The organism is Bifidobacterium vespertilionis (assembly GCF_008698145.1).
GTDB classification, from domain to species: Bacteria; Actinomycetota; Actinomycetes; order Actinomycetales; family Bifidobacteriaceae; genus Bifidobacterium; species Bifidobacterium vespertilionis.
The window spans coordinates 145,949-165,169 of the sequence record NZ_RZNZ01000005.1 but is presented as its reverse complement, the minus strand read 5'-3'; the positions used below and the strand labels follow the sequence as shown (position 1 = coordinate 165,169).

At 63.1% G+C, this 19,221-nt stretch carries 10 protein-coding genes; 5 read left to right on the top strand and 5 right to left on the bottom strand.

The genetic code is table 11. The annotated features are described in order from the left end of the window. Positions 1–90 precede the first annotated feature (90 nt). Positions 91–507, bottom strand: coding sequence for a helix-turn-helix domain-containing protein (locus EMO90_RS05150; protein ID WP_150354958.1), 417 nt, complete (start codon positions 505–507; stop codon positions 91–93). A gap of 431 nt (positions 508–938) precedes the next feature. Here EMO90_RS05150 and EMO90_RS05145 point away from each other — a divergent pair, with 431 nt between their 5' ends. The 3 genes from EMO90_RS05145 (at position 939) to EMO90_RS05135 (ending at position 6,265) form a co-directional block, all read left to right on the top strand. Further along, positions 939–2,003, top strand: coding sequence for a KilA-N domain-containing protein (locus tag EMO90_RS05145; protein WP_190972109.1), 1,065 nt, complete (start codon positions 939–941; stop codon positions 2,001–2,003). Positions 2,004–2,045: 42 nt separating this feature from the next. Next, positions 2,046–2,252, top strand: a complete 207-nt coding sequence (locus tag EMO90_RS05140) for an antitoxin (protein WP_223849851.1) — start codon at positions 2,046–2,048, stop codon at positions 2,250–2,252. Between the two features lie 842 nt (positions 2,253–3,094). Further along, entirely contained in the window at positions 3,095–6,265 is a 3,171-nt protein-coding gene (locus EMO90_RS05135) for a DUF4422 domain-containing protein (protein ID WP_150354960.1), read from the top strand. A gap of 516 nt (positions 6,266–6,781) precedes the next feature. On the opposite strand, the gene EMO90_RS05130 is transcribed toward EMO90_RS05135, so the two are convergent. Continuing rightward, positions 6,782–7,849 (bottom strand): Fic family protein, encoded by a 1,068-nt coding sequence (locus EMO90_RS05130; protein ID WP_150354961.1) that lies wholly within the window; start codon positions 7,847–7,849, stop codon positions 6,782–6,784. 386 nt (positions 7,850–8,235) lie between these two features. Between EMO90_RS05130 and EMO90_RS05125 the strand changes: the two genes are divergently transcribed. Both EMO90_RS05125 and EMO90_RS05120 read left to right on the top strand, forming a co-directional pair. Then, positions 8,236–10,275: a DUF6020 family protein gene (locus tag EMO90_RS05125; protein ID WP_150354962.1), complete on the top strand. Its 2,040-nt coding sequence runs from the start codon at positions 8,236–8,238 to the stop codon at positions 10,273–10,275. An 8-nt stretch (positions 10,276–10,283) separates the two neighbouring features. Continuing rightward, positions 10,284–11,255 carry a glycosyltransferase family 2 protein gene (locus tag EMO90_RS05120; protein WP_150354963.1) on the top strand — a complete coding sequence of 324 codons (972 nt, stop codon included), beginning with the start codon at positions 10,284–10,286 and terminating at the stop codon, positions 11,253–11,255. A 396-nt stretch (positions 11,256–11,651) separates the two neighbouring features. Here the strand turns inward: EMO90_RS05120 and EMO90_RS05115 are convergent, their stop codons facing one another. The 3 genes from EMO90_RS05115 to EMO90_RS05105 all read right to left on the bottom strand — a co-directional run bounded on the left by EMO90_RS05115 (position 11,652) and on the right by EMO90_RS05105 (position 18,258). Beyond that, entirely contained in the window at positions 11,652–13,580 is a 1,929-nt protein-coding gene (locus EMO90_RS05115; protein WP_150394987.1) for a DUF6020 family protein, read from the bottom strand. Between the two features lie 626 nt (positions 13,581–14,206). Next, positions 14,207–15,805: an NAD(P)/FAD-dependent oxidoreductase gene (locus tag EMO90_RS05110; protein ID WP_150353763.1), complete on the bottom strand. Its 1,599-nt coding sequence runs from the start codon at positions 15,803–15,805 to the stop codon at positions 14,207–14,209. A gap of 386 nt (positions 15,806–16,191) precedes the next feature. Beyond that, positions 16,192–18,258: a GH25 family lysozyme gene (locus EMO90_RS05105; protein ID WP_150353764.1), complete on the bottom strand. Its 2,067-nt coding sequence runs from the start codon at positions 18,256–18,258 to the stop codon at positions 16,192–16,194. Between the last annotated feature and the right edge of the window lie 963 nt (positions 18,259–19,221).

The window sequence follows — 19,221 nt, the reverse complement described above, 5'->3', positions numbered from 1 at the left end:
GGTTAAGGATCCTTCGACTGCGCGCTACGCGCTCCGCTCAGGATGACGAAAGGGACTATGCGCCGGCTCAGGATGACGTTGATGAGCAGTTCAGGATAGGGAAGAATTTGCATCGTCTGCGTCATCCGCATCGTACAGGCCCATCTCCGTTGCCGCTTTGCGCATCGACGCCAGGGACTGCCGCATCCGTTCGCGCTCCTGCTTCTGATAGTCCATCACGTCCGCCACATCCACCATGCGCCGGCCCGTGGAGCCATTGCGAGTAAAGGGCAAGCGCCCAGAATCCAATATTCGGGCCACCGTACGCGCCGAGCAGTTCAGCAGCTTCGCCGCATCGCCAGTCGTGATCATGCGTCGACGACCCATCACGCCCAAAGCCGCGTTCAGGGCGGCTTCGTACGCTTCGACGCTCAGCTCGATCACATCTCCATCCGAACTTACAAGCGCACGATCGCCACGCGCAACCGTGGTGCCCTTGGCCAAGGGCTGTTCAAGTACGGCAGTCATGGCGCCTCCTTAAATCAACATCATTCTACCAATTTCTGCCAAAACTGACAATAATCGGATCTGACAGTCATGCCAAGCTTTAGACTTTTTAGATTGTTTTAGAATGTTTTAGACTTTGGGGACCTCGTCCGGAACGCGCTCAACCGGATCGGCGCCACCGTCCACGATTCCGAGTTGGACGGCCTATCCCCCGTCGACAAAATGCACCCGCCCACCATGACGCAGGTGATCCAGGACTGCGGATACGGATACGGCAGAGGGATTTCGCCATCCCGTTCCTCCGGCAGTACCTGCGCGAGCACGCCGCGTACAGCCGCATGGCGGCGGGGCTGGATGAGGCGCAGACGGAAGGGGGAAGGTTAAGGATCCTTCGACTCCGCCTTTCAGGCTCCGCTCAGGATGACAGAAAGGGCCACTACGGCGCGTTCAGGATGACGGAGCACGCCAAGCAGCTTCTTTCGGGTAAAATATCTAGTATACAGGGTTTTCCGAATCGTAAAAATGGTCGAATTCGACTACTTTTACGGGGCAGAGACAGAAAACCGTTGTGGCAGAAGGGGAAAACGGTGGATCACACTGCTCGAATTCACGCGAAAGATGTTGACATCACCATACGGGCGATCAACGGAGAGGACTTCATCTCACTCACAGACCTTGCTCGGCACAGTGGAGACAGGCCGGGCGAAGTCATTCGCAGATGGCTCCGCCTCTCTGATACTATCGCCTTTCTTACAGCTTGGGAGCGCATGGCAAATCCTCGATTCGACGAAACAGCAGCAGCTCAGCTACTGGCCAAATCTGGACGCAACGTCTTCAGCCTTTCCAGCAAAGAGTGGGTCGAAAGAACCCAAGCCATCGGCATTCGCGCGGAACGAGGGCGGTCTGGCGGAACCTACGCCCATAAAGACATTGCCTTCGCCTTCGCCTCATGGATCAGTCCGGAATTCCACCTATTCGTCATCAAGGACTATCAGCGGCTCAAATCTGCAGAAGCCCAACGAATCGGCATTGAGTGGCAAGCGCGCAGGGAACTGGTCAAAACCAACTATCGTATGCACACCGATGCCATCAAAAGCACCCTGCAACAGCGGTCCCTTCCGAAGTGGCGAGAACAGATCGAATACGCCTCCGAGGCCGACGTGATCAACCTTGCTGTATTCGGGCAGACAGCTGCAGCGTGGAGGAAAGAGCATGAAGGCTGGAAAGGCAACATGCGCGACTATGCCACAGTACGGGATCTCATCATCCTGCAAAACATCGAGGCGCTAAGCAGCGTGCTTATCCAGCACGGCTTAGATAAAGTATCGCGCTTCACAACACTCCAGCAGGAAGTCGAAAGGCAACGAAGGATCCTTAGCGAAGATATCCCCTCCGTGGAGCGGCTACAACACATCATCGAATCCACAGATACCGCAGAAGGGCAAACCACCGACCAGTCAAACGAATCGGACGATCCAGAACAGCAGGACAATCAGTCCGGGACGCTATTCGATTAGCAGCGCTGACGTCGTCCTGCAGAGCCAGTAGAAGGAGCGGCCATGACCAGCATGAATAAGCCGGATCCGAAAACCATCACCGGTGACCAGCTGGATGAGCTTTTCGACGAAGGCGAGTACATTCTCGACTACGTCGATCTTGAACATCCTGTTGTTGAACATCATCCGCCGCTGGAAAAACGCATCACCTTAACTATGCCCGCTTGGATGGTCACTGAGCTGGACCGAGAGGCGGCGAATTGGCGATAAGCCGCAACGCTGTGGTGAACACCTGGCTCGCCGATCGCATTCGAGCCAGCCAACGTCACAAAACCGCGAATGCTTGAGTTCTATATATTCGACTCCGCCCTGCGGTGTCCGAAACCGACCAATTCGTCATCCTGAGCGGAGCGAATGATCCTTGGACAGTGCGCACTGGGCCGCGGGTCCAGTCGGTGCGGGGAGTTAAGGATCCTTCGACTCCGCTACGCTCCGCTCAGGATGACGGAGGGGGCCGTCCGCTTAACGGCTCAGTGCTCAGGATGACGGAAGAGACCACTACGGAGCTCAGGATGGAAAGGCTAGTGCTCGCTCAGGAGGACGAAAGTCGGTTGTTGTCATCCTGAGCGAAGCGAAGGATCCTTGGACAATGCGCACTGAGTTGCGGGCCCAGTCGGTGCGGGGAGTTAAGGATCCTTCGACTTCGCGCTACGCGCTCCGCTCAGGATGACGAGGGGAGGCCACTGCGGCGCGCTCAGGATGAAACCGACCACTTCGTCATCCTGAGCGAAGCGAAGGATCCTTGGACAGTGCGCACTGGGCCGTGGGTCCAGCTGGTGCGAGGAGTTAAGGATCCTTCGACTGCGCGCTACGCGCTACGCTCAGGATGACGAAAGGGAACCGCGCTACGCGCTACGCTCAGGATGACGGAGGGGGCTGTCCGCTTAACGACTCAGCGCTCAGGATGACGAAAGGGCCACTGCGCTACGCGCAGGAGGACGAAAGGGCCACTGCGCCCCGGCCAGCCATCGAACGGGTTCGCGGGGGCGCGGGCGGCGAGTAGACTGGGCAGTTGGTTAATCATGTTCGCAGCGACTGCCAAGTGAGGATTCATGTCTGCCATTTCCATTGTCATTCCGGCCTACAACGTGGAGCGATACCTGCCCGCCTGTCTGGACAGCGTCGCGCGGCAGACGCTCAAGGACATCCAGATCATCGTCGTGGACGACGCCAGCACGGACGGCACCCCGGCGATCATCGCCGCGGCGGCCGCCAAGGACGATCGCATCACGGTGATCACGCACAAGACCAACCAGGGGCTGCATCTGGCCCGCAGGTCCGGCGTCGAGGCCGCGACGGGCGAGTGGACGCTGTTCCTGGACGGCGACGACGAGCTCGCGCCGGACATGTGCGAAAACCTGTACAGGCGCGTGAGCGAAAACCCCGTGGACATCCTGCACTTCGGCATCACGGTGATCGGCGAGAACGGGCTGCCGGACAGCGAGCGCGGGGACTTCGAATCGTACATCAACAACCCGGACGAGCCGGCCACCACCGGGCTCGCCACCCTGCGCGCGATCTACAGCGAGGCCGAGGGCCAGAAGGTCGACTGGCGCACCACGCAGCGCCTGTACCGCACCGCGCTGGTCAGGAAGGCGTTCGCGGCGATGACGGACCGGCGTCTGGAGCGCGCGGAGGACGGGTATGAGACGTTCGTGTTGAGCGCGTTCGCCGAGTCGGCCGCGGCTGCGAAGGATTGCAAGGGGCTGCTGTATCACTACGGCACCGGCGTGACGGGCGCGACTCCGATCACGGCCGAGCGGTATGGCCAGTTCTGTGAGCAGTTCAAGGCGTGCCTGGACGCGACGGAATCGTTCGTGGCCGAATATGCCCAGTCCGCGGAATCGGACAAGGAATCAAACAAGGAATCGGCCAACGACGCCGAGGCCACCGGGCGGCCGGCCGATCTCACCGACTGTCTGATCGGCATGAAGCACAAGGCCTTGGAACTGCTGAGCAACGACTGGCTCAATCGCGTGCCGGAGGACGGCAAGCGGGAGGCGGCCGATCGCATGGCCGCAGCGCTCGGCCCGGCCGTTACCGCGCGCGAGATCTACCGCTTCGTGCGCGATCGTGCGTATCCATACATTATTAATAAGGAGTCGATCGTTTCCGAACAGGACCCCCTGTTCGATTGGCAACGTATCGCGGACGATCTCAACATCGCCGCCGACTCCGAATCCAACCTCGAACGTATGCAGGAGACGCGCAAGGACGCCGTCTACTACGTCAACGAGCTCAGGAATCGGCTGTCCGACGAGACCCTGGCCATCTGGAACGCCCAGCCCATCCGCATCTTCGTCACCACGCACAAGCCCGTGGACATGCCCAAGAGCACCATCCTGCAGCCCGTGCAGGTGGGCGACGGGCTCAAGGACCCGAACACGCGATTCCGCACGGCCTTCCACGACGACGACGGCGAGAACATCTCCGCGAAGAACCCCATGTACTGCGAGCTGACCACCCAGTACTGGGCGTGGAAGAACATCGACGCGGAATACTACGGATTCTGCCACTACCGCCGCTACTTCGACTTCTCCCCCATCGAGCACGAGGAGAATCCGTACGGCGAGATCATGGACGACTACATCGACGACGCGGCCGCCAAGGAGTACGGCCTGGACGACGCGACCATGACCAAGGCGATCGAGGGATGGGACATCATCACCACGGGCATCAAGGACCTGCGCGAGGTGATCGACAAGCACGGCACGCCCAAGAAGCTGTACCAGGCCGCGCCCAAGCTGCACCTCAAGGACCTGCGGCACGTGTACGACATCGTGTGCGCCCGCCATCCCGACTACAAGGAGGATGCCGACGCCTTCCTGGACGGCAACTTCTCCTGCTTCTGCAACATGTACATCATGCGCAAGAAGTACTTCTTCGCCTACTGCGAGTGGATGTTCCCGATCCTCGAGGAGTTCGAGCGCACCACGGACATGTCCACGTACAGCAAGGAGGCGCTGCGCACGCCGGGCCACCTGTCCGAGCGGCTGTTCAACATCTGGTTCATGCACCTCAAGCGCACCAACCCGGAGCTGAAGACCAAGGAGACGCAGTGCGTCCACTTCACCGATCCGGAGCCGGCCGTCGCCCAGCGGCCGCTCGACCCGGCCGTGGTGAAGGGCCGGCCGATCGTGCCCGTGGTGTTCGCGGCGGACAACAACTACGTGGGCCAGCTCACCACCACGATCTACTCGGCCATGAAGAACTCATCGCCCGACCACTTCTACGACGTGACCGTGATGGAGAAGGACATCGCGGGCGACCGTCAGGAGGTCATGCGCAGGTTCTTCGCCGAGCGGTTCGGCAACATGAACCTGCGGTTTGCGGACGTGAAGCGGGACATCGCCGGGTACGACCTGACCACCAGCAACGCGCACATCAGCATCGAGACCTACTACCGCTTCCTGATCCAGAAGGCGCTGCCGTTCTACGGGAAGGTGCTGTACCTCGATTCGGACATCGTGATCCTGGGCGACATCGCGAAACTGTACGCCACCGAGCTGGGCAGCAATCTGCTCGCGGCCGTGCACGATGTGGACTACCTGGGCAACCTCAACATCAACGACGGCATCCGCATGAAGTACACGCGCGAGACGCTGGGCATGAAGAACCCCTACGGATACTTCCAGGCCGGCGTGCTGGTGCTCAACACCGCCGCGATGCGCCGCGCGTACACCATCGCGCAGTGGCTGGAGTACGCCTCCGAGCCGAGCTACATCTACAACGACCAGGACGTGCTCAACGTGCACTGCGAGGGCCGCGTGAAGTACCTGCCGTGGAACTGGAACGTGATGCACGACTGCGGCGGGCGCGTGGGCAACGTGTTCTCCTTCGCGCCGAACGATGCGTTCGACGCCTACCTGGCCTCGCGCCAGAACCCGCAGATCATCCACTACGCGGGCTTCGAGAAGCCGTGGACCAACCCGGGATGCGACTTCGCGGACGTGTACTGGAGCTATGCGCGCGAGACGCCGTTCTACGAGATGCTGCAGCAGCGGGTGGCGCAGGCCGCCGCCGATGCCGCCGCCGCGCGGGCCGTCGAGGAGGCGCGACGCATGGCCGCCGAGGTGGCCGCTGCCGTGGCCAAGCCGAAGCATCAGCCCGCAATGGGCGACAACAACCCGCTGCGCAAGGTGATCGACCCGATCGCGCCGCTCGGTTCGCGCCGCCGCGAGGCCATGAAGGCCGTGGGCCGCGCGCTGCGGGGACGGAAGTAAGGGCCGGGGAGGGGCGCGGTCTGACGGGCCCTGTCACCGGGAGCGAAGCGCAGACGTCCCCCGTCATCCTGAGCGCAGCGAAGGATCCTTGGCCACTGCGCATAAAGCCGCGGTTCCGAACAGTGCAAAGAGTTAAGGATCCTTCGACTCCGCGCTGCGCGCTCCGCTCAGGATGACAGAGCAGTCGGCCATCGCGCTGCACTCAGGATGACGGGATTGCTGCTTTGTCATCCTGAGCGGAGCGAAGCCTTCTCTTTGTCATCCTGAGCGCAGCGCGAAGCGCGAAGTCGAAGGATCCTTAATTTTCCGCACTAACCAGAACCGCGACTGTGTGCGTAATGCCAAGGATCCTTCGCTGCGCTCAGGATGACGAGGGACGGCCGTCGCACTCCGCTCAGGATGAGTCGCACCCCGTGACGGTCAGCCGCGCCCCGTGACGGTCAGTCCGCACCATGTGACGCGCACCGGTGACGTTTCAGATGGACAGCATGGTCTTCCCCCTCTGCAGCGGATACTTCACCGCTTCCAGACATACCGAGTACCACGACCCGCACCCAGTTTTTCGATCTTTCCGTCATCCAGCAGGCCTTTCAGCGTGCGCTCGACCGTCGAGACGCTAACGTCGGGCTGCTCGTTCAGGACATCGGCCTTGGACACGGGCCGCAGTGTGCGCTCCAGCAGGGCCGCGATGCGCTGCTCTTTGGTGAGCCGTCCAAGCACCCGCACCGGCCCACCCATCAATCCGGCGAATCGATCATCGAGCTCCCTGTAGGCCGCCAGCACAATGCCCAGCATGTAGTCGACGAACGGCCCATAATCATTGGCGTTGTCCAGCCAACCCCGCGTGCTGGCGGCCAGCGCCTCATAGTAGGACTCCTTGCTTTGCTCGATCAGATGCTCGATGCTGATGTACTTGCCCACATCGTACCCGTTGCGGTACAGAAGCAGCAGCGTCAGCAACCGGCTCATGCGCCCGTTGCCGTCGTTGAACGGATGGATGCATGTGAAGTCGAAAATGAACATGAACGTGGCCAACAACGGGTTGATCGCACCACCACGAATGGCTTCATTGCAGGCTTTGCAGGCCCTGTCGACCAGTTCCGGCGTGATGAGGGCCGAGGGCGGGGCAAACCGGACGCGCTTGTTTCCCTGCGCGTCACGCTCCACGATCACGTTGTCGCCGTCCTTGAAGCGCCCGCCGAACGCCAGCGGCGTGTGACGGAACAGGTCGCGATGCAGCTGCAGGATCACGTTCGAAGTCAATGGAATGTAGTCGTGATTGTCGTGGATGGCGGTCAGTACATCGCGATAGCCGGCGATCCCCTCCTCATCCCGATTGCGCGGCGCAACCTTCTCCGCCACCAGCGCGTTGAGCCGCTTGTCGCTGGTGGCAATGCCCTCGATGCGGTTGGATGCGCTCGTGCTCTGGATGCGCGCCACCTCGACCAGCGTGCGCAGCGCATCGGGCCGAACCTCCGCTTGGACCGACAGTCGTCCCTTCGCCTCCCCAATGGCGGTGAGTAGTCCGACCGTGCGCGGGGTCAGCAGGACGGAACCGGCGGTGACGTAGTCGAACTCCTTCATGGCAAAGCTCCCTGTTTCTCCCTGTTTCTGCCTCATCAATCGGTTTTCTGCATCATATTATACAAAAATGATGCAGAAAAAGGACGATGATGCAGTAAATGGTGCAGAAAACATCCAGTGAACTGGATGAAATGCCTGCAAATCGCAAATTCATCCAGTTCACTGGATGAATTAATGCGCGCCCGACTACCACCGCGCTACGCGGCCACTACGCTGCCACCCGGGCCGGGCCTCATCGATTGGCCGCTGGGGTAAGCTGGCAACGTAGCCCAACGCCGAAGAGAGATTTGAGAAGTTCCATGCATCAAGGCCGATCCACCGCCAAACCGTTGTCCCCATTGGCCTATGCCCTATGTTTCGCAGCAGCGTCGGTGTCCTCCACGGCAATGGCGAGCATGATCCGGGTCGGCGAACCGACGGGCACCCAGGGCGCGGCGAATGCGGTGGCGGCCGCCAAGGAAGCCGCCAGAATAGCCGCCGAGACAGCCGGGAAGATCGGGGGCATCGGCACGGTGGGCGGAGGCCCGCTCGGCGGTGTGGCCGGCGGACTGACCGGGCTGCTGATCTTCGCCGTGGTCCTGTACTGCATGATCCGCGTAGTGCGCGGCAGTCTCGCCGGCACGATCGACCGCAGGACGCATTGGTTCGCGGGACCGATCGCCGCATTGCTCTCCGGGTGCCTGATGATCGGCCGCAATCTGTACCTCACGGACATGGGCGGATGGACATCGGCCGGCACATGGATGGGCATGATCCTTGCGATTCCGGGACTGTGGGCGATCGTCGCGGTGGCGATCGACTGGCTGACCGGGGCGGCAAGCCGGATCGCGAGCGCGGAAGCGGGCACAGCCGCAACCGCCGCCAATCAGGTCACCACCAAACAGGCTATTACCAATCAGACCGCCGCCGCCAGAACGACCACCGCCCGCCGGCTCGCCGCATACCGCACAATCGGCACCGGCAAACTCCTCATCGCCCTGTGGATCGTCATCCTCGCGGTCTGGCTCATCGGCTTCCTGGGCGCATTCCCCGGCATCTACGGCTACGACGCGATCTACCAGGTCCGCATGTACTACCTCGGCGGCGGCAATGTGAACAACCATCATCCGATCGTGCACACGTACCTGCTCGGCTGGTGCGTGGCGACCATCGGCGAGCGCCTGCTCGGGTCGGCGGCGGCCGGGCTCGCGGTGTATTGCGTGCTGCAGATGCTGGCCATGTCACTGATCTACGCCTACATCAGCGCGCGGCTCAACAGGCTCTCCGGGCCGGTGGCTTCGCTCATTTCCGCGGCGTTCTTCGCGTTTGTGCCGTACCACATGATCCTCGCGTTCAGCGCGACCAAGGACTCCCTGTTCGCCGCGTTCTTCGCGCTTGGCGTGTTCCAGACGTATGCGATCGCGCGGCGGATCCAGGCCGATCGCCATGCCCGCATCCCCGTCGCCACATGGGTGGGTTACGGGTGCGTGCTGTTCGCGGGCTGCCTGCTGCGCAACAATGCGCTGTACGCGATCGTGGTGCTGCTCGTGTTCGCGGCGATCCTGCTGCGCTCCCAGTGGAAGGGATTCCTGGCTACGTTGCTGGCGATCGTGGTGGCGTGGGGCCTGTTCACCGGGCCGGTGTATCGCGTGCTCAGCGTGCAGAAGGAGGGAGCGGCGGCGATGCTCTCCGTGCCGGCCCAGCAGCTGGCGCGCGCGGCCCTGCTGAACGCGGACGAGATCGGCGCGGAGGACATGAGGCAGATCAAGGAGTACATGCCCACCGTCGAGACGTATCAGGCGCGCATCTCCGACCACGTGGTCTTCCCGTTCAACAACGCGAAGTACGCCGAGGACAAGGGCGCGTTCTACCGGCTCTGGGCGCGTGTGGGCAAGGCCGCGCCGGGCACGTATCTGGACGCGTTCCTGCTGCTCAACGCCGGCAACTGGTACCCGGACATGGGCTACCCGGTGCCGGATGGGTATCACCCCTACCTGGAGTACGGTTTTCCGGGCAACGAGGACGCCTACAACGCGCACAAGGACGACGCGGACGGCGATTCGTGGATCTTCGTGCCGATGCAGCCCAAGTCGCAGTGGGTGTCTGAGCAGTTGAGCGGATTCGCGCGCGGTGACTGGCAGACCGTGCCGGGCGCGGTGCTGCTGTGCAATCCGGGCGCATACATCTGGCTGATCCTGATCGCAGCCGCCGTGATGGTGCGGCGCAGGCGGTACGTGATGCTGCTGCCGCTGGCGCTGATGACGCTGTATTGGGGCACGCTGCTGCTCGCGCCCACGATCCTGTTCCGCTATTCGTACGCGCTGGCCGCCGCGCTACCGGTGCTGGTGGGACTGATGTGCGGGGATTCCGGGCGTTCGGGAACCGAGACCGGCGGCAAGCGGGCCGATGACCGGTTCGGCGGATCGCCCCGCAGTGAAAGGCTATAGTGGAACGCATGAGTGAAGAGACCCAATCGACTGCGCAGTCGGCGCGCCCCACGGTCGCGGTGCTGCTGCCCTGCTACAACGAAGAGGTCACGATCGGCAAGGTCGTGCGCGACTTCCGCGAGGCGCTGCCGGATGCGATCGTGTACGTGTACGACAACAATTCCACTGATCGCACGGCGCAGATCGCGCGCGATGCCGGGGCCGTGGTGCGGCGCGAACCCAGGCAGGGCAAGGGCAACGTGATCCAGGCGATGTTCGCTCAGATCGACGCCGACGTATACGTGATGGCCGACGGAGACGACACGTACCCGGCCGATGCGGCGCCCGCGCTCGTGGCCAAGGTGGTCGAGGGGTACGACATGGTGATCGGCGACCGGCTGAGCTCCACGTACTTCGAGGAGAACAAGCGGCCGTTCCACAACTTCGGCAACCGGCTGGTGCGCGATTCGATCAACGGGCTGTTCGGTGCCAAGGTGCACGACATCATGACCGGATACCGCGCGTTCTCGTTCAATTTCGTCAAGACGTACCCGATCCTGTCCACCGGATTCGAGGTGGAGACCGAGATGACGATCCACACGCTGGACAAGAACGTGAGATGGTGCGAGCTGCCCGTCCAGTACCGCGACCGCCCGGAGGGGTCCACGTCGAAGCTGGACACGGTGGGCGACGGCGTGCGCGTGCTGTCGACGATCTTCCGGCTCATCCGCGAGTACAAGCCGCTGCCGTTCTTCGGCATTCTGGGGCTGATCGTGGGGCTCGTGGGCTTCGGGTTCGCACTCTCGGTGTGCATCGAGTTCTGGGAGACCGGATTCGTGCCGAGGCTGCCCACGCTGGTGGGCGGACTGCTGCTCGTGGTTGTGGGACTGCTGCTGGTGGTCGCGGGGATCATCCTCGACGTGCTGGCGAAGAAGGACCGCAAGCAGTTCGTGGTGCAGCGCAACGCGTTCGAGTACCTGCGGCGGCATTCCGGGCGGTAGGCGGTTCCGTCAGGGCCTTTCCCCGTCATCCCGGAGCGCATTCCACCTTCCGTCATCCTGAGCGAAGCGCGAAGCGCGTAGTCGAAGGATCCTTAATCTCCCGCACAAATCAGACGTCCGCGACTCAGCACAAGAAGTCAAGGATCCTTCGACTACGGCTACGCCTCCGCTCAGGATGACGGAAAGGGCTACCTCACCGCCGGGCGAAAGCCAACACCCTGTCATCCTGAGCGAAGCCCGATAGGGCGAAGCCGAAGGATCCTTCGCCATTACGCACAAATCAGACGTCCGCGACTCAGCACAAGAAGTCAAGGATCCTTCGACTACGGCTACGCCTCCGCTCAGGATGACGGAAGGTGGCTATGCGCTCCGCGAAGGATGACGGAAAGGGCTACCTCACCGCCGGGCGAAAGCCAGCAGCAGGAAGATCGGCCCGAGCACGATCGTGTGGAACATGTAGTGCGGGTAATAGGGCCCGGACACCGCGTAGATGAACAGCGAGGCGGCGCTCAGCACCAGCGGGCTCGCGAGCACCAGTCGGTACCACAGGCCGCGCACGGGATGTTGCGGGCCAAGGCCCCCATCATCCTCCCCCACCAGCGCATCGCCCTCTCGCCGGCGACGCCACGCCGCATACAGCACAAAAGCCGGCACGATCAGCGTCCACGTGGCCAGATAGCACAGCGCGTTCATCACCGGCACGCCGGACAGCCACGACCACACCTTGAACACCAACCCGTTGCGCGCATTGTCGAACGTGACCGCTCCATTGGACGCGTTGGTGTTGTGCGGCTCGGTGGTCACCAGCGTGCCGCCGGTCGAGCCGTTGAGCTCGCTGTACGGGCGGATGATGATCGTATTCGGCAGGATTCCGGCGTCGCGCGTCTGGAAGTCGTTCGCGGTGAATGCACCCCAGCCGGAAATCTGCGACAGCCACGACGACACGTAGGTGCCCGGATGTTTGAGTCCCAAATGCACCCACGCCTTGAGGAAGTCGGACGTGCTGGGCTGGGGGTCGAGCCGCGGGGCGAGGACGGTGATCGAGTCGGACGAGTTGGCGTTGTAGAGCTTGCCCAGATCGGCCCACGAGTAGCCGATGAACGATTCGATCGCCGCCTTGTCCTGCTCGGAGACGTCGTCGGGATAGTCCTTGGCGACGCGGGCCACCTGGTTCATCGGCACGACCATGGCGAACGTGGACTGACTGGGAACCACGTGGAACGGGTCGAACAGCACGGCGGCCGGCAGGAAGGACGACAGGAGCCAGATAAGCACGATCTGCGCCACGACGAGGGTGCGGGAGATCACGGCGATGATGGGGCGGGCAGGCGTTGCGGCGACGGGGATTGGCTCAGCGCCACCGGATGCGTGCGCGCCCAGTCGGCGGCCACAGAGGCCGCGGGCGCTCGGCGCATTGCCCGCCCGCTCGCGAACGCGCTCTCCCACGCGCACGAACAGCAGCAGGATCAGGCATGCGACGGCCACGTACATGCCTGTTTTTTTGGTGAGGGACATCAGCACGCCCAGCGCGAGGAAGCCCGTGAAGAACAGCGGGGAGCGGAGGGCGGCCAGTCGCGTGCGCACGAGTTCCGCGAACATCACACACCACGGCAGGAAGAACACCATGTGGGTGTAGTCCTTGAGGATGGTCATGTAGCCGATCGGAAACAGCGGGAAGACGGCGAAGAACACCGTGGCCCAGTGCAGCGCGCGCGATCGCGGAGCGTCCACGGCGTCGTACGACCACCGGGCCGCATAGGCGAGGGCGAAGGCGATGCCGACCGCGCCGAGCACGAGCTGGATCAGGCAGAAGACGAACAGGCCCAGGAAGTACGAACCGGTGAGGCTGTGGCCAGCGGATGCGAAGAAGCCCCAGAGGTAGGTGTCGAACCAGGGCTGGTGGTCCCAGATCTGGCCGGCGGGCATGCTGAATGCGGGGACGCCGAAGTATTGGCCCAGCTGGTCGCCGGTGTCCCATGCGACGATGCCGGGGTAGAGCAGGACGACGTAGGGGCTCCAGCACAGGAGGATGCGCAGGGTGTCCGCCGCGATGCCGCTGGCGGTGAGGGTGTGAGAGAAGGTCAGGAAGGGACGGAGGGGCTCGGCGGGGCCCCAGGACTTGGTGTCCTGCCGCACGGTAGCGAGCGCGGGCTGCTGGGCGACGGGCGCGGGCGCGATTCCCGGCGCGGGTGTTGCGGCGAACCCACCTCCGAGTGCGGCAGCACCGGCGGCGGTTCCGGCGGCGGCACCGGATGCGCGGCCGCCCGCGCGACTTCCCAGCACCCGCTCCCCCACGCGGAACATGCCGACCAGTACCGCGCACAAAATCGCGGTTTCAATCCAAAAATGCACCGTGCCCAGCTGCTGCAACGTCCCATCGGCAGCCGCGATATTGCACAACGACAGAAAAACACCCAAAATCACCGGAATAAACACGTAGCCGATCATAAGGGACGCGGGGAACGCCAACGTATATGGAACCTGAATATTCGCGGAGAATATGCACAACTGAGTGGCGGACGGAAAGCGAACTGACGAGCAGCCGCGGACCGGTTCCGACCGGCTTCAACCGGCCGCAACCGGCCGCAACCGGCTCTCAGGCGGGGTATTCATCATAGTGGGGGCGGATTTGGCCCTTTGCAGAGCGGCAAACATGAAAGTGGGGGCGTCTCGAAGCCCGTATGAGCCGTTCAACGCCGAATCTTCTTCGGGAAAACCGCGGAATTGCAATGGCCGGTTTGGAGAGTGACACTCAAAGGACGCCCCCACTTTCATGTTTATCACTCTGCAAACCCCAAAATCCGCCCCCACTTCGCGGAATACCAGCGGAATACCAGCGAGGCGACGGCCAACAACGACCCATTTCTCGTATGCCGCGCACAAAAGAGGGGTGGTGACCGGTCCAAGACCGGTCACCACCCCTTTCGAATCAACTCACCAGAGGAGGCTTACTACTTCTCCTCGTGGTACTCCTTGTCCGTGTTGACGGACCAGATGTTCTTCTTGTCCGCACGGCCGGACTCGATGTTCTTGACCGCCTCGAACGCGGAGGCCATGGAGTGGTCCATGTTGTTGTAGCGGTGCTGGCCGTTGCGGCCCACGCAGTACAGGTTGCCGAAGGAGTCGAGCCACTTGACGAGGTCGTCGATCTCGTACCAGGTGTCGAAGTAGGCCGGGTAGGCCTTCTTGACGCGCTCGCGGTGGGAGTCCTGGATGTCGCTGACGGACTTGATGACGCCCATCTTGACGAGCTCCTTGGCCGCGAAGTCGATGGCCTGCTCGTCGGTCAGGTTCCAGAAGTCGTCGCCCTCGTCGCAGAAGTACTCAAGGCCGATCCAGACCTTGTTGTCCACATCCTCGACCAGGTACGGGCTCCAGTTGTTGAAGACCTGGATGCGGCCCACCTTCACGGAGGTGTCCTGCACGTAGATCCAGCAGTCCGGCACGATCGGCGGGTGGCCGAGGGTGGGGATGGTGGTCTCGTTCTTGAGGTTCAGGTGGTCGACGAGGAAGCCGACCGTCACGAAGTCGCGGTACGGCAGGCCGTCGGCGATGCGCTTCATGTCCTTGGGAACCACCTCGGCGGCCTGATCGCCGGCGGCGACGGCGTCCACGAGGTCCTTGATGGGCATGGAGGAGATGAACTCGTCGGCCGCGAGGGTGTGCTCGGCGCCCTCGGCGTCCACGTACACCACGGAGGCGATGCGGCCGTCCGCGGTCTCGTTGATCTTCACCACGTTGGCGTGCTTGATGATGTTCGCGCCGAACTCCACGTCATGCTTGGCGACGGTCTCCCACAGCTGGCCCGGGCCGTACTTGGGGTACCAGAACTCCTCGATCAGCGAGGTCTCGCCCTCGCCGGCCTTCTTCTGCTTGCCGAACAGCTTGCCGAAGGCGTCCTTGAGGACGGCCATGATCGAGATGCCCTTGACGCGCTGGGAGCCCCAGTCGGCGGAGATCACGGACGGATGACGGCCCCACAGCTTCTCGGTGTAGCCCTCGAAGAACATGGAGTAGAGCTGACGGCCGAAACGGTTGATGTAGAAGTTCTCGAGGTTCTCCTCGGGCAGCTTGTGCACCAGAGACGCGAGGTAGGAGAAGCCCACCTTCATGGTGGTCACGAAGCCCATGTTCTTCAGGGTGGCGGGCTTGAGGCTCACCGGGTAGTCGAAGAACTTGCCGTGCCAGTAGATGCGGGAGACGCGGTGGCGCTTGAGCATGACCTCGTCGGTCTTCTCCGGGTCCGGCCCGCCGGGCTCCATGTCGTGCGGGCGGTTGAGCTTCTTGTCGTCGTAGGACGGGGCGCCCTGCAGCGGCAGGATGTTCTTCCACCAGTCCATGACGCGGTCGTCCTTGGAGAAGAAGCGGTGGCCGCCGATGTCCATGCGGTTGCCGTTGTGCTTCACGGTGCGGGAGATGCCGCCGAATTCGCCGGAGGCCTCGAGGACGGTGACGTCGTACTTTTCGGAACCGTTGTTCTTGAGCAGTTCGTAGGCCGCGGTCAGACCGGCAGGGCCGCCGCCGATGATCACGATCGATTGCTTAGCCATGTGTTGGGAATCCTTACTTGGATCTGAGTTCTGCTAATAGCGTTCAAAACAAACACGTCCAGTGTAATACATCCCGCGGAACCACCGTCATACCGATTCGACGTCGTAACGGATTCTTCACCATACGAAGATGCCTCGTCATCCTGAGCGGAGTCGAAGCTCGATCCCCGCGGTCATCCTGAGCGAAGCGAAGGATCCTTAATACTGCACACAAAGTCAGTGCAAGAAATTAAGGATCCTTCGACTCCAGCTACGCCTCCGCTCAGGATGACGGAGCGAAACTTACGCCTCGCTCAGGGTGACGGCATAGAACGTCATCCTGAGCGAAGCGCAGCGGAGTCGAAGGATCCTTAACTTTGCGCACGCGATTAAGGATGGCGCCGAGGTCACTTCACCTCGAGGGTGCCCTTTTCGCAGTCCTGCTGCCAGACCGTGCCGGTGAAGCGTTCGTCCGACGTGGGGCCGCCGAGCTTGGCGAAACCGCCGCGCGCGTAGTAGTTGTCGCGCAGCGCGAGCATCACCACGCGCTTGGCGCCCCAGCGGGTCCACACATCGCCGTGCTCACAGCGCTGACGCCACCAGCCATTGCCCATGTCCTCCTCGTCGGACACCGGCGCGCCCAGCCAGCCGGCGCCGCCGTGCTCGTTGTAGGAGTCGCGCAATTCGAGCTGGATCACGGTCTTGACCGTCGTCCCGCGGGTCCACACATCGCCATGCTCACAGCGCTGACGCCACCAGCCATTGCCCATGTCCTCCTCGTTCGCCACGGGCGCACCCAGCCAGGCGTAGCCCTTGTGCTGATCGTACGATTCGCGCAGCTGGAACAGCATCACATAGCTCGTGGAACCCTTGGCGAAGATGTAGCCGGCCTGGAACTCCTGGCGCCACCAGCCGTTGCCCAGATCGACCTCATCGGCCACGGGGAAGCCCATCACGCCGTTCTCAAAACCGCGGTTGGCCCATTCGGTGCGCAGCTGGCCCACCGTGTAGCGCGCGCCGGTAGACGGGGTCCATGAGATCGCGCCGTACTGGAAGTTCTGGTAGCAATTGGTCCGCGCGGGATCCCAGTTGCACACCTCATCGGCCACCGGGTTGCCGATCTTGCTGCTTGACCCGCCGATGCGCTGCCATTCCTCGCCCATCGCGCCCTTGACCTCGAAGCGCGGACCCTCGGTGCCGCCGGCGACCGGCACATCGCCGAACGCGTTGAGGTCCACGTTGCTGCCCACGCCGTCGATGTAGCCGGTGGAGGTGTACTGCCAGCCGCGCTGACCGGCCGGCCAAGCGGTGTACGTGATGTATCCGGAGTACTGCGCCACCCAGTTCACGCCGCCGTGGATGTACGGGGTGTTGAGCGGGCCGCGCAGGTACTGCGTGTAGGAGTAGAAGGCGGTGTTGCGGTAGCCGGCCGCCCACAGCTTCTCGTTCCAGGCGCGCGCGATCTGCTCGTACACGGCCGGGTCGGTGGGCGGGGTGTGGCCAGCCCAGCTCCACTGCTCAAGGTCGTAGTAGACCGGGTAGGAGAGATCGCCGGGGTTGACGCCGGCCTCGCGCATCAGGTTCACGGTGCTGTCGCCCTCGCCGGCCGCGAAGGCCGCGTCGTAGGCGTAGGAATAGAGGTAGATGCCGAAGGGGATGCCGAGGCGCTTGCATTCGGCGATGTTGCGCTTGGCCTGGGCGTCGATGGGGTTGCCGGAGCCGAAGCCGATGCGGATGATCGCGCCCTGGACGCCGGCCGCCTTGGCCTTGTCCCAGTCGATCGTGCCGTTCCACTTGGAGACGTCGATGACCCACTTGGCGTTCTGCACGAAGGGGGTGCCGTTCTTCTGGAAGAATGCGGGGGTGCCGTTGTAGGTGCCCCAGTAGGCGCCCTGCTCATTGCCGGCGGCGATGGAGCGGACCGTGGACTGGCCCTCCACGAAGGTGGCCGCGGAGACGATGGGGGCGGCGGTTGCGGAGGACTGGACGGCGGCATTGGCGGCGTCAGCGTCCGGCACCGTGCGGGCCTTGCCCTCGGCCTTGGCATCCTCGATCTTCACGGGGATGTACGACTTGCCGTCGGTCTTGGTCAGCGGGTCCGGCGGAGTTTCGATGGTACCCACGATGGCCGGATCGGTCACGGTCTCGCCGGTCTGAACATGCTTGACCTCGCCGCTGGTGGTGACCGCGAGCTCGGGGGCGACGATCGTGGCGTCCTCGGGGATCGACTCGGCCACGGTGTCCGGCAGCTGCTGGGTCTGCGGCTGGGCGCTGATGCCCTTGCCATTGCCCGCCGCCGCATTGGCCGCCGCGATCGCGTCCAGATCGTCCGAGTTCATCTGGATGGTGGGCGCGTCCGCCGTGGACGAGCTCGTCACCACCACATCGCCCACTGCGCTGGCGCCGGCGACGCCCAGGCTCAGGGCCATCGAGGTCGCGACCAGCATCGCGACCGCACAAAGACCACGCTTCATATCTCTTCCCCATCCATCGTTTGATAGATTCGTTTCCAGCATCCGAACTTATCCCATGACCCCGCCAAAAACGCCGGATTTTCAGCCAACGGGAACAATCTCTCCAATAATGTGTGGGATTCGTGCGCGGCGACGTTCTGATCCTGGGCGGAGCGCCGTCCTGAGCGTGCGGAAACCTCCCGTCATCCTGAGCAAGCGGAAACTTCCCGCGTCATCCTGAGCGAAGGCGAAGCCGGAGTCGAAGGATCCTTCGTCATTACGCGCAAGTCCATTACTGTGATACGGCCAAGGATCCTTCGCTACGCTCAGGATGACAACGTGGCGACAAGGCGCAGCCCCTTTCCGTCATCCTGAGCGGAGCGTAGCCTGCCCCATCCTGAGCACTGAGCCGTGAAGCGGACAGCCCGGTGGGCTGTCCGTAGGCGAAGGGAGCCGCCGCCAAGGCGGCGACGGTCCGGCGCAGCCGGACACCGTAGCGGAGTCGAAGGATCCTTAACCTTCCGCACCAAGTCCTTGCTGTTGGCTGTGCGCGCAGTATTAAGGATCCTTCGACTCCGCCCTGGCGGGCTCCGCTCAGGATGACAACGAGGGCGACTCGGGATGGCGGGGACGACCGGGGACTGCCCAGAACGACCGGGGCGGCCCAGAACGGGATATAACCAATCGTCCTTCCCCGTCACCGGGCGCGAACCCACCGTCACCCGGCGCGAGGCGCGTCACCGGGTGCGACCGCTCCCCGTGACGCCATCCCGGAGCCCTACTGCCGCAAGCCCTCCCAAACCCCGTCACCGGGCGCGATCGCACCACGTGACGTCATTCGCGCCCTGTGACGCACCCTTCGCGCCCCGTGACGCACCTTTCGCGCCCCGTGACGCGCGCCACCCCAACCCCACGCCCCGTGGCCCGCAAACTGGGCAGATCCGGACCCTCGCGCCGCAAACTGGGCAGATCTGGTCATCTGGA

Coding starts and splice junctions, on each gene's coding strand:
- EMO90_RS05150 (WP_150354958.1), bottom strand. CDS start 507: ATGACTGCCGTACTTGAACAGCCCTTGGCCAAGGGCACCACGGTTGCG.
- EMO90_RS05145 (WP_190972109.1), top strand. CDS start 939: ATGACGGAGCACGCCAAGCAGCTTCTTTCGGGTAAAATATCTAGTATA.
- EMO90_RS05140 (WP_223849851.1), top strand. CDS start 2,046: ATGACCAGCATGAATAAGCCGGATCCGAAAACCATCACCGGTGACCAG.
- EMO90_RS05135 (WP_150354960.1), top strand. CDS start 3,095: ATGTCTGCCATTTCCATTGTCATTCCGGCCTACAACGTGGAGCGATAC.
- EMO90_RS05130 (WP_150354961.1), bottom strand. CDS start 7,849: ATGAAGGAGTTCGACTACGTCACCGCCGGTTCCGTCCTGCTGACCCCG.
- EMO90_RS05125 (WP_150354962.1), top strand. CDS start 8,236: ATGGCGAGCATGATCCGGGTCGGCGAACCGACGGGCACCCAGGGCGCG.
- EMO90_RS05120 (WP_150354963.1), top strand. CDS start 10,284: ATGAGTGAAGAGACCCAATCGACTGCGCAGTCGGCGCGCCCCACGGTC.
- EMO90_RS05110 (WP_150353763.1), bottom strand. CDS start 15,805: ATGGCTAAGCAATCGATCGTGATCATCGGCGGCGGCCCTGCCGGTCTG.
- EMO90_RS05105 (WP_150353764.1), bottom strand. CDS start 18,258: ATGAAGCGTGGTCTTTGTGCGGTCGCGATGCTGGTCGCGACCTCGATG.